This window comes from Rathayibacter sp. AY1D9 (assembly GCF_002932395.1).
Lineage (GTDB): Bacteria > Actinomycetota > Actinomycetes > Actinomycetales > Microbacteriaceae > Rathayibacter.
The window spans coordinates 284,532-296,898 of record NZ_PSVQ01000001.1 but is presented as its reverse complement, the minus strand read 5'-3'; the positions used below and the strand labels follow the sequence as shown (position 1 = coordinate 296,898).

Sequence of the window (12,367 nt, the reverse complement as noted above, 5' to 3'; positions counted from 1 at the left end):
AGCCGGCCCGGTCGGGTGCGCTCAGCCGATCGCCTCGCGCAGGACGTGCATGAGGGCGTCCAGCTGCACCGTGTCGGCCGAGGCCGTCTCGGCGTCCGCGCCGTCGAGCGCCCGGGCGGCGAGACCGGCCTTGGCGTCGATGAGCTCGGCGATCTTCGCGTCGATCGTGTGCGCCGCGATGATCCTCCACGCCGTCACCGGCTCCTCCTGGCCGATGCGGTGCACGCGGTCGATCGCCTGCGTCTGCTCGGCCGAGGTCCACGACAGCTCGGCGAGCACCACGTTGGAGGACGCCTGCAGGTTCACGCCGACTCCCGCCGCGGTGAGCGAACACACGGCGACAGAGACGTCAGGGTCCTCGTTGAAGGCGTCGATCTGCGTCTGGCGGAACGCCGCGGTCTGGTCGCCGCGGATGGAGACGGACGTCAGCTCGCGCTTCTCGAACGTGTCCTCCGCCTGGTCCATCACGTCGATGTGCTTCGCGAAGAAGACGACCTTGCCCACCGAGCGGGCCAGCTGCGAGGCGTAGTCGGCGGCCAGCGCCGCCTTGGCCTGGCCGATCCGGCGCACCATGGTGAAGACGTTCTCGCCGGTCTTGGCCGACTTCGACTCCTCGAGCTCGCTCTGCGCCACGATGCGGATGAACCGCTCGCGCTCGTCGTCGTCGAGCTCGTGCGTGATCGAGGAGGTGACCGCCCTGAAGCGCTGCAGCATGCGGGCGCCGAGCTCGCGCTCGGCCTTCTGGATGGAGCGGCCGAGGTCGTCGTCCAGCTCGACGGGCAGGTCGACGATCCGCTTCGACGGCAGGTCGGCGGCGACGTCGATCTTCTTGCGCCGGACGATGCCGAGGTCGATCACGGCCTCGCGCGCCTCCGGGTAGAAGCCCGTGTCGGCGGGGGTGAGGCCCGTCTCCTCGAGGCGGCCCATCAGCTCCGGCCCCGGCTTGGTCTCGTCGATCCAGCCGAGGAAGCGCCAGATGGCGCGGAAGTCGTCGACGTCGTTGATCAGCGGGGTGCCGGTCAGCGCGATCATCAGCGGATCGTGCCCCGGAGTGGTCTCGCGGATCCTCGACGCCAGCGCGAGCACGCTCTGCGAGCGCTGCGAGCGGAGGTTCTTGATGAAGTGCGCCTCGTCGACGACCATGCCGCGGAAGCCCAGGCTCCCGAGCCAGCCGATGTGCCGGTCGAGGATGTCGTAGTTGACGATGACCACGTCGGCGAACGCGTCGAGCGTGCCGCCGTCTCCGTGGATGACCGTGGCGCGCCGCTGCGGGGTCCAGTGCTCGACCTCGCGCGCCCAGTTCATCTTGACCACGTTCGGCACCACCGCGAGCAGCGGGTACGCCCCGACCACCGAGGCGGCGAGGAGGCTCTGCGCGGTCTTGCCCAGACCCGGCTCGTCGGCGAGCAGGAAGCTGCGGTGCCCCTCGCGGGCGCTCTCGATGAAGCGCGCCTGGTGCGGCATCAGCTCGCGGCCGCGCGGCGAGACCCGGTCGAGCTTCGGCGACTCCGGGAGCTCCATGCTCGCGGCCCGTCCGCCCGCTCCGTACTCGAACGCCTTGAAGAGCGGCCCGAGCAGCTCCCAGTCGTCGAGCCTGCGGCGCGGCGCCGGAGCCGAGGCCTCGGCGATCGAGAAGTCCGGCGGGAGGAAGGGGTTCGCCAGCTGGCGGGCGCGCACCGACTGCGGCACGACCTGGTTGACCGGCACCTCGGGCTTGGGCTCCGGCTCGGTCACGATGAGCAGCTCGTCGGGGCTGAGCTCCGCGCCCGCCTCGAGCAGCCAGTCGCGGCGGAGCTTCTGCGCGGCCGCCGTGACGCCGGCCTCCGATTCGAGCAGCGCGATCAGGCTGGTGTCGCGGGCGGCCGTCTTGGCCAGGATCGTGGCGATGCCGTCGAGGCGCTTCATCTCCTCGGCGCGCTGCGCGTCGCTGAGCGAGGGATCGACCTTGACCCGCTTGCGCTCCTCGCGCATCAGGAGGGCGATCACCAGGAACTTCGTCCGGTTGGTCGGCCCGACCTTGCCGGTCTGGGCCTTCGCCTCCACCTCGCGGACGCGGCGGGCGAGGATCGGGATGATCCCCGCGTTGTCCACGCCGCGCGAGCGCGATCGGGGTCGGCTCCCGGCGGCGTTCGACGCTCGTCGCGTCTGACCGGACTGACGCTGGCCGCTGCGAGCCATGCTCCTCCTCGATGTCTGACGGGGGGCGGAGGAGGGGTTCCCGCGCGCTGCCGTCGCCGTGCATCCGCCGGATCGCCTCCGGGGAGGTGTCGGGCGTCGGTGCATCCGGTGGCCGTCGGGAGCTCCGAGCAACGGGTCTGGGACCCGGTCGCAGCATCCCCGGCGTGCGGGTGCGGCGCCAGTCTACTCCTCGGGGCGGTCCGGTCGGCGCTCCGCCGCGCGGACGGTCGCGCTCGTCGTCATTCCGGGGTCGGGACGCGGATGACGAGGCCCGCCGCCACGAAGACGCCGACCGCGGCGAGGCTCAGTGAGGACCAGATCGCGTCCGGGAACGCGAACGGCAGCACCGGGTTCCACAGCACGAGCACGGGGACGAGCCCGATCAGCCAGAGGAGTGCGCGCGCCTGGATCGCGAACCAGCCGATGACCGCCGCGAGGATCGCGACCGGGTAGCGGATGAAGTCGTAGGCGTCGGAGCCGACGAGGGCGAGCCCGGCCAGCAGCACGATCGCGCCGAGGATCCCGGGCGCGAGCGCCATGCGGGCGCGGTCGCGCGAGGGGTAGCGGGCGGCGGTCGCGCGGGACGGCTTGCGGGTGCTCACCCCTCGATCGTAGGCGCGCGAATACCCCGCCCGGGTACCGCCTGCGGCGCGTAGGCTGGAGGAGTGATCGAGGACCTCAAGAAGCGCTCGCTGCACCGTGCCCGGATCCTGGGCGGCCAGATGCGCGGCCTCGAGCGGATGATCGAGAACGAGGACTACTGCGTCGACATCGTCACGCAGTCCCTCGCGATCCAGAAGTCGCTCGGCTCGCTCAACAAGCTCATCGTCGAGAACCACCTCCGCACGCACATCACCGCGATGTTCGAGGAGGGCGGAGACGCCCGCGAGGCGGCCATCGCCGAGCTCGTGAAGATCTTCGAGCTCTCCAACAACCGCTCGTGACCGCCGGCCTCGTCGCCGCGGCGCGGGTGCGCCCGCTGCTGCTCGACGGGGGCCTGGGCACGGAGCTGGAGGCGCAGGGCGCCGCGGTGGACTCCTCGCTCTGGAGCGCCCGGGTCCTGCTGGAGGAGCCCGGCCGGGTCGTCGCCGCGCACCGCGCCTTCGCCGAGGCGGGCGCCCGGGTCGCGGTGACCGCGAGCTACCAGGTGTCCGCGAGCGGATTCGCAGCCGCGGGGCTGGCCCCGGGCCTCGTCGAGCGCGCCCTCCGGGAGAGCGTCGACCTGGCCCGGCGCGCGCAGAGCGGCTGGGTCGCCGCCTCCGTCGGCCCTTTCGGTGCGAGCCTCGGCGACGGCTCCGAGTACCGCGGCGACGACGGCCTCACCGTCGGCGAGCTCGCCGCCTGGCACCGCCCGCGCCTGGAGACCCTGGCCGCGGCCGGGCCCGACCTGCTCGCCGTCGAGACCATCCCGTCGGTGCGGGAGGTGCGGGCCGTCGTGAAGGCCCTCGCGGGCTCCTCGGTCCCCGCCTGGATCTGCGTGAGCGGCCGTTCGGGCCGCACCGCGTCCGGCGAGCCCCTGGCCGAGGCGCTCGCCGTCGCCGCCGCCTCCGAGGAGGTCGTCGGCGTGGGAGTGAACTGCTGCCCGCCCGGCGACGTCGCCGAGGCGGTCCGCATCGCCCGCTCCGTCACCGGCAAGCTGGCCGTCGTGTACCCGAACAGCGGCGAGGAGTGGGACGCCGTCGAGCGTCGCTGGGCAGGCGACGCGGCCTTCGACCCCGCGCTGGTCGCCTCCTGGCGCGCGGCGGGAGCGGATCTGATCGGCGGCTGCTGCCGCGTGGGACCTGCGGCGATCGCTGCCCTTGGACGAAGCCTGGAGGAGGAGTCGTGACCACCCTGAGAGCCGTGCGCGGCGACCTCACCCGCGAGCACGTCGACGCGATCGTGAACGCGGCGAACTCGTCGCTCCTCGGCGGCGGCGGCGTCGACGGCGCGATCCACCGCGCGGGCGGACCGGAGATCCTCGCCGAGTGCCGCCGGCTCCGCGGGACCGAGCTGCCGGACGGTCTGCCCGCCGGCTCCGCGGTCGCCACGACCGCCGGCCGCCTCCCCGCCCGCTGGGTCGTGCACACCGTCGGTCCCGTCCACTCGCGGTCGGAGGACCGCAGCGCCGTCCTCGCCTCGGCCTACCGCGAGTCGGTGCGCACCGCCGTCGGTCTCGGTGCGCGGACGCTCGCCTTCCCGGCCGTCTCGGCGGGCGTCTACGGCTAGCCGATGGACGACGCGGCGCGCATCGCGGTGGAGACGGTCCGCGAGGCGACCGCGGACGGCGCACTCGTCGAGGTCCGGTTCGTCCTCTTCTCCGCGGACGCCCTCGCGGCCTTCGAGGCCGCCCTGGCCGCGGAATGACGGAAGGGGAGCCGACCCTGCGGTCGACTCCCCCTCCACGGTGCTGCGCTAGGCCGTCTTCGGCCGCGCGAACTCGTCATAGGGCAGCGTGATCGGGCGGGTCCGCGGAGGCATCCGCACGACCGCCTCGAGCGCCGGGCCCAGTGCCTCGCGCCACGCGCGGTAGCCGTCCTCGTTGAGGTGCAGGCCGTCCGGCGAGTACTGCTCGAGCAGCCCGGCGTCCTCGCCCGCGAGCACCGGCCACAGGTCGAGGTAGCCCGCGTGCGCCGTGGGCGCGAACTGCCACAGGTGGCGGTTGATCTCGCGGATCTGCGGCGCGAACTCGTGTCCGCGCGGCAGGACCGAGGTCACCAGGATGCGCACGTCCGGGAGGTCGCGCCGGAACGTCGCGACGATCGTCTCGATGTTGCGCACGACGTGCTCCGTCGTGCGGTGCCAGGCGAGATCGTTGGTGCCGATCAGCAGCACCACCGTGTCCGGCTCCTGCGCGACTAGCTCGGCGAGCCGCGCGACGACGTCCGCCGTGGTGGCCCCTCCGACTCCCTCGTCGACGACCGTCGACTCCGTCAGCCACTCGCCCCAGGCTCCCGCCTGGATGATGCTGTCCCCGATGAAGAGGACCTTCCCCAGCTGGAGTCCGCGCCCCGCGTCCGTACTCGACCGTTCGCTCATCGTGCTCCTCTCGTCGGCGTCCCGGGCGGCCTCGCCGCCGCCGGACCCCTCCATTGTCACCGCTGCACCCGGCGCCCGCCAGGGGAGCGCTCGTCGCCGGAGTCCGGCAGGTCGGCCGCGGTGGCCGTGATCCGGTTGGCCATGCCGTTGAAGATGATGCCGTGGAAGGGCAGGATCGCGAACCAGTAGAGCCTGCCCGCGAGGCCCTGCGGGAAGAAGACCGCGCGCTGCGTGTAGACCGAGCCGCCGTCTCCGGAGGGCTCGGCGCGCATCTCGAGCCAGGCCCCGCCGGGCACCTTCATCTCGGCGCGCAGGCGCAGGAGCTTCGGCCGCTCGATCTCCTCGACGCGCCAGAAGTCGAGGGCGTCGCCGGCGTGCAGGCGCGCGGAGTCGCGGCGCCCGCGCTGCAGGCCCACTCCCCCGACGAGGCGGTCCATCCAGCCGCGGATCACCCATGCGAGCGGGAAGGAGTACCAGCCGTTGGTTCCGCCGATGCCCTCGATGACGCGCCAGAGCTTGGCCGGGTCGGCCTGGGTGCGGCGCTCCTTGAGGTCCACGTAGACCGTGTGGCCGGCCCACTCCGGGTCGCTCGGCAGCGGATCGCTGGGAGCGCCGACGACCTCCGCGTTCTGCCAGCTCGTCTCGATCTCGCCCGCCTGCATCTTTCCCAGCGCGAGCCGGACGGCGCGGCGGTAGGAGGTCAGCCCGCCCTCGGGGTCGGGGATGAGCGCGCGGATGTCCTGCTCGTGCACGACGCAGTCGTACTGCAGCGAGGCGATGATGGGCACCGCGAGCGAGCGCGGGATCGGCGTGACCAGGTTGACCCACTGCGAGGCCAGCCACGGGGTGAACACCGGCAGGGACGCGATCGGCCGCTGCGGGAGCCCGGCCTCGACCGCGTAGCCGTTCATCATCTGGCCGTAGCGGAGCACGTCGGGCCCGCCGATGTCGAAGGTGCGGTTGAGCGTGGCGTCCTCGAGCGACGCGGAGCCGATCAGGTAGTGCAGCACGTCGCGCACGGCGATCGGCTGGATGAAGTTGCGCACCCACTGCGGCGCGGGCATGTACGGCAGCACGTCGGTGAGGTGGCGCACCATCTCGAACGAGGTCGACCCGGAGCCGATGATCACGCCCGCCTGCAGGGCGATCGTCGGCACTCCCGACTCCATCAGGATCCGGCCCACCTCAGCGCGCGAGCGGAGGTGCTTCGAGAGCTCCTGGCCCTCGGGGTGCAGGCCGCCGAGGTAGACGATGCGGCCGACGCCGGCCGACCTCGCGGCCGTGGCGACGTTCTGCGCGGCGCGGCTCTCGACCTCCTCGAAGTGGGCGTGGTCGTTGCCCGAGCCCATCGAGTGGACGAGGTAGTAGAGGACGTCGACGCCCTCGACCGCGGCCTCCAGCGACTCCGGATCGCCGAGATCGCCCTGGGCGACCTCGACCTCCTCCGCCCACGGCACGTCGACCAGCTTGCGCGGGTCGCGCACCAGGACGCGCACCCGGAAGCCCGCCTCGAGGAGGCGCGGCGTCAGCCGGCCGCCGATGTATCCGGTCGCGCCGGTGACGAGCGCGAGGGGGCGCGCCGAGTCGGAGGGGGTTTCGCTCATGCGGCCACGGTACGCCGATGGCCCCGGGACCTCTCCCGCTGGTGCGGGCCCGCGGCCCCTGCTAAGCGGCGGCCGGCATCCCGCTCAGTCGATGCCGAGGACTTCGCGGACCTGCACCACGTCGTGGTTCATCTGGCGGATGAGGGGCTCGACGCCCTCGTAGGCGACCTGGCCGCGGATCCGGCCGACGAACGCCACGTCGACCACGCGGTCGTAGAGGTCGAGGGTGTCGAGCGTCTGGTCGAGCACGTACGCCTCGACCTGCTTGGGCGGCACTCCGACGAAGGTCGGGTTGCTGCCGACCGAGATCGCGGCGGGATGCGTGACGCCGTCGGTGGTGAGCCGGCCCGCGTAGACGCCGTCGGCCGGGATCAGGCCCTGCGACTGCGGCGAGAGGTTCGCGGTCGGGAAGCCCAGCTCGCGGCCGCGCTTCGCTCCGTGCACGACCACGCCGCGGACGACGGGCTCGTGCCCGAGCAGGCGCGTCGCGTGCTCCACGTCGCCCTCGGCCAGCAGCTCGCGGATCCAGGTGGAGGAGACGCGGCGCCCGTCCTCGGGCCGCACGTCGTCGATCAGCTCCACCTCGAATCCGTGCTGCCCGCCGAGCACGCGCAGCAGGTCGACGTCGCCCGCTCCCCGGGCGCCGAAGCGGAAGTCGGAGCCGACGAGGACCACGCGGGCCTCGAGCGCCTCCACCAGCACCTGCTCGACGAACTGCTCGGGCGAGAGCGCCCGGAACGCCTCGTCGAAGGTGAGCAGCAGCGTCGCGTCCACGCCGGTCCCCGCGAGGAGCTCGAGCTTCTGCTCGTTGCCGACCAGGACGGGCGGGCACTTCTCCGGCGCGATCACGCTGAGCGGATTGCGGTCGAAGGTGACGACGACGGCGGCGAGCCCCTGCTCGCGGGCCCGCTCGTGCAGCCGGCCGATGACTGCCCGGTGCCCGGAGTGGACGCCGTCGAACTTGCCGATCGTGACGGCGGAGGGTCCGATCCCGGCCAGGTCGCCGGGGCGGGTCTCGACGCGCATCAGGCGGCCGCCCGGGGCGTGCGCCGCCCCTGCACGCGGAGCCACCAGAGGCCGAGCACGGGCAGGACGAGCGGGATGAGCAGGTAGCCGGCGCCGAAGGCCGCCCACACCGTCGACTGGCGCCCGAACGGGTCGGCGCTCGCGAGCCCGAGGAGCTGCGGAGCGAGGAGGCTGAGCGCGCCGACCACGAGCACGCCCACCAGCTCGAAGGTGATCGTCACCCACGCGACGCGCTGCCAGGCGCGGCCCGGGACGATCAGGGCGACCGTCGCGACGATGTACACGACGGCCGAGAGCGCCGAGAGCGAGAACGCCAGCGGCGCCTCGTCGAACCGGTCGATGATCTGGAAGACGGAGCGCCCCGTCGCGGCGAGCGCGAGGATCCCGTAGACCACGACCAGGAGGCTGCCGATCCCGCGCGAGCGGGCGGAACGGGTCGGCTCTCCGCTCCCGGGGGCCGAGGGGACTGAGGGGTCGTGAGCGGCCCGTCCGGACGCATCGCTGGCTGGTTTCGACATCGCACGTCCATGCTAGGCGCTCGCCGGGCCGGGCCCGGTGGCGGGCCCGATCAGGCGCTCTGGAAGAACCAGATCTGGTGCATCCGGTAGACCATGACCGCGATCGAGAGGCAGGCGACGCCCAGGATCACGGTGCTCCAGCGACTCCGCTCGATGAGCGCCCAGAACCCGGCCGCGAGCGGCAGGAGCAGCGCCGAGATCAGGTAGATGTAGTACTCCGGCAGGCTCCCCGACGGGCGGTTGCCGACCAGCGGCGACACGATCGCGACCGCCAGCTGGACGATCAGCAGCAGCTCGACGATCGCCGTCGCGCCGACCGAGACGTCCGAGGGACGGCGGGCGAGCAGCCCGAGCACGAGGCAGAGCAGGCCGGCCGCGACGGCGATCCCCACCTGGAGGATCGTGAACCACTCGATCACGAGGCGGCCGTCCGCAGGTCCTCGGTCGGGAAGTTGACGACGCTCTTGAGCTGGGTGCCGCGCCGCTCGGCGAGGCCGATCAGCCGCTCCCCCGGGCCGACCGCGGCGAGGAGGCCCTTCGCTCCCGCCACCGCCTCCGGGGCCGGGATGCGCTTGCCGTTCGCGAGATCGCCCGCCTCCTGGGCGTCGAGGCGCAGCAGGGGGAACAGCTCGCCCGCCACCAGCGTCGGCGGCAGGAGCGCGGCGGGGACGTCGAGCTCGTCGATCTCGCCGGCCTGCGCCACGGAGAAGGGGCCGACCGCGGTGCGCCGCAGCGCGGTCAGGTGGCCACCGACTCCGAGGGACGCGCCCAGGTCGCGGGCGAGCGCGCGGATGTAGGTGCCGGAGGAGCAGGTGACGCGCACGTCCAGGTCGAGGAACCCCTCGACCGGGCGGCTCGCCAGGACGGCGAACTCCGAGACGGTCACGGGGCGGGAGGCGAGCACGACCTCCTCGCCGTCGCGGGCGCGGGCGTAGGCGCGGCGGCCGTCCACCTTGATCGCGCTGACCGTGCTCGGGACCTGCTCGATCGCTCCGGTGAGGGCCGCGATCGCGTCGGACACCGACTCCGGGGCGAGGGCCGCGACGAGGGCGGGCTCCGCCGAGGCGAGCACCTCGCCCTCCTGGTCGTCGGTGGTGGTGGAGGAGCCCAGCCGGATCGTGGCCTCGTACTGCTTGTCGAGGCCGACGAGGTAGGTGAGCAGGCGCGTCGAGGGGCCGAGACCGAGGATCATCAGCCCGGTCGCCATCGGATCGAGCGTCCCCGCGTGGCCGACCTTGCGGGTCCCCGCGCGGCGGCGGGTCCGCGAGACGAGGTCGTGGCTGGTGATGCCGCCGGGCTTGTCCAGCAGGAGGATCCCGTTCGGAGCCGGGGCGGGGGTCTCGAGCACGGGTGCGAGGATACACGGACGGATCGGGAGTACCCCCGGGGTGGAGCCGGAGCCCTCCCCCGCCCGTCCTAGGCTGTCCGGATGAGGATCGCAGTACTCGGAGCAGGCGCCGTCGGCGGCACCATCGCCGCCCTTCTCGACCGCGCCGGGCACGACGTCGAGGTCACCGCCCGAGGCGACCACCTCACCGCGATCCGCCGGTCGGGGATCCGGCTCGACGGGGCGTGGGGCGAGCACACCGCCTGGGTCCGCTGCGGCGAGTCCCTCGACCTGGCACCCGATCTCGCCTTCGTCTGCACGAAAGCGCAGGACGCCGAGGACGCGCTGCGCACCAACCGCCGCACGGTCGACGGCACCCTCGTCGTCGTCGTCCAGAACGGACTGGACGGACTCACCGCGGCGGCCCGGCAGGTGCGCGACGCCCGGCTCGTGGGTGCTCTCGCCCTCTTCGCCGCGAGCCACCTCGAACCCGGCCGCGTCACCGTCACGGCTCCTGCCACGACCACGCTCGGCGTCCCCGGCCGCCTGGCCGACGACGACGTGCGCCGGGCCGCCGCCGTGCTCGGCGAGGCGGTCCCCACCGCCGTCACCGACGACTTCACCGGAGCGCAGTGGACGAAGCTGCTGATCAACGAGGTCAACGCCCTGCCCGCGATCACCGGGCTCTCGGTCCAGGAGACGATCGACGATCCGGGGCTGCGGCGCGTCCTCGCCCGGTCGATGCGCGAGGCCGCCCGGACGGGCCTCGCGTCGGGCGTCCGCTTCGGCTCGCTGCAGGGACTCTCGAACACGTCCGTCCGCGCCCTGGCCGCCGCTCCCCTGCCCCTGGTCGAGCTGCTCCCCCGCCGGATGGCCGCGCGGATGGGCGAGGTGCCGAACCCCGGGTCGACGCTGCAGAGCGTCCGCCGCGGAGTGCCGAGCGAGATCGACCACCTGGCCGGGGCCGTGGTCCGCACCGCTCACCGCGGCGGGCGCGAGGCACCGGTCAACCAGCTGCTGGTCGACCTGGTGCACGAGGTCGAGCGGGCGGGCGCCTTCGTGCCGCCGGCAGAGGTCGTGCGCCGCGCCGCCCTGGTCTGAGCCCGCGGCCCTGTCGGACGGACGCCGCCCGCGGCGGCGGCCTCCGTCCCGAGGCTCAGCAGGAGTCGGCGAAGAGGCGCCGGGGCTGCTCCGGATCGCGGATGTCGACGAGGATCCCCGCCAGCCGGCGCGGATCCGTCGTGGCGCGGTACGCCGCGTCCACCGGCGGCTCCTGCGTGTCGAGGCGGATGCTGGTGCTCCACGCGCCGCGCAGCTCCGGCCGGAGGGCGAACTCTCCGTCGACGAGCAGCACCGCGTCGCGGCCGGCGGTCCGCCAGCGCGCCTGCCGCGCCTCGTCGCGCACCGCGTCGAAGCCCGCGAGCACGAACCCGGTGCTGCCGCCGAGGGTGAACGGATCGAGCAGCACGCGGCGCAGGAGCTCGTAGTCGTACCCGGCCGCGTAGGAGCGCTGGTCGTCGGGCACGGCGGGGTCGTCCCGATCGGCGCGGGGACGTCGGAAGTCGGCGAGGTGCGCGACGATCGCGTCCTTGCCGGCCCGGCGGAGCGCCTCCGCGAGGTCGAGCGCGAACGCCGCGCTCACCGCGGGGTCGTCGCCGTCGATCCCGACCTTGACCCGTCCGCGCCCGTAGTTGTGCAGCACCTCCGCCGCGAGAGCGTCGAGCACATCGGCCTTCTGCGGAGCCCACCTGGTCATCCGCCCACGATACGCGCCGCCGCCTAGTGTGGGCTGATGCCCTCCGACCCTCTCGCCGACGCGATCACCGCCTGGTTCCGCACGAGCGCCCGCGACCTGCCGTGGCGCCGCGAGGGCTTCCCCGCCTGGGGCACGCTCGTCAGCGAGTTCATGCTGCAGCAGACCCCGGTGGTCCGCGTCGTCCCGCGTCTGGCGGAGTGGCTGGAGCGCTGGCCGACACCCTCCGCTCTCGCCGCCGTCCCGCCCGGCGAGGCGGTGCGCGCCTGGCAGTCCCTGGGCTATCCGCGGCGGGCCCTGCGCCTGCACGCCTGTGCCGTGGCGATCGCCGAGGAGCACGGCGACGTGGTCCCCGACGACGTCGAGACCCTCCTCGCGCTGCCCGGCATCGGCGACTACACCGCCCGCGCCATCGCCGTGTTCGCGTACGGGAGGCGGCACCCCGTGGTCGACACCAACGTCCGCCGGGTCCTCGCGCGCGCGGTCGACGGAGCGGCGGAGCCCGGCCCGCCCCGCGCGAGGGCCGACCTCGCCGCGATGTCGGCGCTGCTGCCCGAGTCGCTCTCCGAGGCGGCGGCCTTCAACGCGGGCGCGATGGAGCTGGGGGCGATCGTCTGCACCGCCCGCGCTCCGCGCTGCGACGAGTGCCCGATCCGCGACCTCTGCCGCTGGCGGGCGGAGGGGTACCCCGAGCACACCGGGCCCGTGAAGGCGAAGCAGAAGCGGTTCGAGGGCTCGGACCGCCAGGTCCGCGGCCTCATCCTCGCCGAGCTGCGCGCCGCGCACGGCCCGGTCACCGCGGCCGAGGTGGAGTCTCTCTGGCCGGACGCCGACCAGCGCGGTCGCGCCCTGGCCGGGCTCCTCGCCGACGGCCTGGCGACGGGCGGCCCGGAGGACGGCTACCTCCTCCCCGGCTCCTGAGGGCCCGTCGACCGCCGTCCGC

The 12,367-nt window shown here is 73.8% G+C and carries 13 protein-coding genes and 1 pseudogene; 5 read left to right on the top strand and 9 right to left on the bottom strand.

Annotated elements, in window-relative coordinates; translation table 11 throughout:
- Positions 1 to 21 precede the first annotated feature (21 nt).
- A complete protein-coding gene (locus C5C50_RS01365) occupies positions 22 to 2,178 on the bottom strand; it encodes a DEAD/DEAH box helicase (RefSeq protein WP_104272678.1) in 2,157 nt (718 codons plus the stop codon).
- Positions 2,179 to 2,417: 239 nt separating this feature from the next.
- On the bottom strand, positions 2,418 to 2,780 hold the full coding sequence (locus C5C50_RS01360) for a DUF6804 family protein (protein ID WP_244229446.1): 363 nt from the start codon (positions 2,778 to 2,780) through the stop codon (positions 2,418 to 2,420).
- A 63-nt stretch (positions 2,781 to 2,843) separates the two neighbouring features.
- Here C5C50_RS01360 and C5C50_RS01355 point away from each other — a divergent pair, with 63 nt between their 5' ends.
- The 3 genes and pseudogenes from C5C50_RS01355 (at position 2,844) to C5C50_RS01345 (ending at position 4,524) form a co-directional block, all read left to right on the top strand.
- Positions 2,844 to 3,122 carry a metal-sensitive transcriptional regulator gene (locus C5C50_RS01355; RefSeq protein ID WP_104223062.1) on the top strand — a complete coding sequence of 93 codons (279 nt, stop codon included), beginning with the start codon at positions 2,844 to 2,846 and terminating at the stop codon, positions 3,120 to 3,122.
- Positions 3,119 to 4,006 carry a homocysteine S-methyltransferase gene (gene mmuM, locus C5C50_RS01350; RefSeq protein ID WP_104272677.1) on the top strand — a complete coding sequence of 296 codons (888 nt, stop codon included), beginning with the start codon at positions 3,119 to 3,121 and terminating at the stop codon, positions 4,004 to 4,006. The genes C5C50_RS01355 and mmuM overlap by 4 nt, the downstream gene beginning before the upstream one ends.
- Positions 4,003 to 4,524: pseudogene (locus C5C50_RS01345) on the top strand (O-acetyl-ADP-ribose deacetylase). Before mmuM ends, C5C50_RS01345 begins: the two are co-directional and overlap by 4 nt.
- Positions 4,525 to 4,572: 48 nt before the next feature.
- Here C5C50_RS01345 and C5C50_RS01340 read toward each other — a convergent pair.
- The 6 genes from C5C50_RS01340 to truB all read right to left on the bottom strand — a co-directional run bounded on the left by C5C50_RS01340 (position 4,573) and on the right by truB (position 9,692).
- Entirely contained in the window at positions 4,573 to 5,196 is a 624-nt protein-coding gene (locus tag C5C50_RS01340; RefSeq protein WP_104272703.1) for a GDSL-type esterase/lipase family protein, read from the bottom strand.
- 56 nt (positions 5,197 to 5,252) lie between these two features.
- Positions 5,253 to 6,800 carry an SDR family oxidoreductase gene (locus C5C50_RS01335; RefSeq protein ID WP_104233790.1) on the bottom strand — a complete coding sequence of 516 codons (1,548 nt, stop codon included), beginning with the start codon at positions 6,798 to 6,800 and terminating at the stop codon, positions 5,253 to 5,255.
- Between the two features lie 84 nt (positions 6,801 to 6,884).
- A complete protein-coding gene (locus C5C50_RS01330; RefSeq protein WP_104225670.1) occupies positions 6,885 to 7,826 on the bottom strand; it encodes a bifunctional riboflavin kinase/FAD synthetase in 942 nt (313 codons plus the stop codon).
- Entirely contained in the window at positions 7,826 to 8,344 is a 519-nt protein-coding gene (locus C5C50_RS01325; RefSeq protein ID WP_258064086.1) for a hypothetical protein, read from the bottom strand. Before C5C50_RS01325 ends, C5C50_RS01330 begins: the two co-directional genes overlap by 1 nt.
- A 50-nt stretch (positions 8,345 to 8,394) precedes the next feature.
- On the bottom strand, positions 8,395 to 8,763 hold the full coding sequence (locus C5C50_RS01320) for a hypothetical protein (RefSeq protein ID WP_104223058.1): 369 nt from the start codon (positions 8,761 to 8,763) through the stop codon (positions 8,395 to 8,397).
- Positions 8,760 to 9,692 carry a tRNA pseudouridine(55) synthase TruB gene (gene truB / locus C5C50_RS01315; RefSeq protein WP_104223057.1) on the bottom strand — a complete coding sequence of 311 codons (933 nt, stop codon included), beginning with the start codon at positions 9,690 to 9,692 and terminating at the stop codon, positions 8,760 to 8,762. Before truB ends, C5C50_RS01320 begins: the two co-directional genes overlap by 4 nt.
- Before the next feature lie 81 nt (positions 9,693 to 9,773).
- Here truB and C5C50_RS01310 point away from each other — a divergent pair, with 81 nt between their 5' ends.
- On the top strand, positions 9,774 to 10,772 hold the full coding sequence (locus C5C50_RS01310) for a ketopantoate reductase family protein (protein WP_104272676.1): 999 nt from the start codon (positions 9,774 to 9,776) through the stop codon (positions 10,770 to 10,772).
- Positions 10,773 to 10,827: 55 nt separating this feature from the next.
- Here C5C50_RS01310 and C5C50_RS01305 read toward each other — a convergent pair whose 3' ends face one another.
- Entirely contained in the window at positions 10,828 to 11,427 is a 600-nt protein-coding gene (locus tag C5C50_RS01305) for a hypothetical protein (protein ID WP_146085841.1), read from the bottom strand.
- 36 nt (positions 11,428 to 11,463) lie between these two features.
- Between C5C50_RS01305 and C5C50_RS01300 the strand changes: the two genes are divergently transcribed.
- The gene (locus tag C5C50_RS01300) at positions 11,464 to 12,345 is read left to right on the top strand and encodes an A/G-specific adenine glycosylase (RefSeq protein ID WP_104225596.1); all 882 of its coding nucleotides are present in this window, start codon (positions 11,464 to 11,466) and stop codon (positions 12,343 to 12,345) included.
- The last annotated feature ends 22 nt before the right edge of the window (positions 12,346 to 12,367 follow it).

Bases quoted from the DNA above. Each gene is read 5' to 3' on its own strand.
- C5C50_RS01365 (WP_104272678.1), bottom strand. From the start codon at position 2,178: ATGGCTCGCAGCGGCCAGCGTCAGTCCGGTCAGACGCGACGAGCGTCG.
- C5C50_RS01330 (WP_104225670.1), bottom strand. From the start codon at position 7,826: ATGCGCGTCGAGACCCGCCCCGGCGACCTGGCCGGGATCGGACCCTCC.
- C5C50_RS01335 (WP_104233790.1), bottom strand. From the start codon at position 6,800: ATGAGCGAAACCCCCTCCGACTCGGCGCGCCCCCTCGCGCTCGTCACC.
- C5C50_RS01310 (WP_104272676.1), top strand. From the start codon at position 9,774: ATGAGGATCGCAGTACTCGGAGCAGGCGCCGTCGGCGGCACCATCGCC.
- C5C50_RS01305 (WP_146085841.1), bottom strand. From the start codon at position 11,427: ATGACCAGGTGGGCTCCGCAGAAGGCCGATGTGCTCGACGCTCTCGCG.
- C5C50_RS01325 (WP_258064086.1), bottom strand. From the start codon at position 8,344: ATGTCGAAACCAGCCAGCGATGCGTCCGGACGGGCCGCTCACGACCCC.
- C5C50_RS01340 (WP_104272703.1), bottom strand. From the start codon at position 5,196: ATGAGCGAACGGTCGAGTACGGACGCGGGGCGCGGACTCCAGCTGGGG.
- C5C50_RS01300 (WP_104225596.1), top strand. From the start codon at position 11,464: ATGCCCTCCGACCCTCTCGCCGACGCGATCACCGCCTGGTTCCGCACG.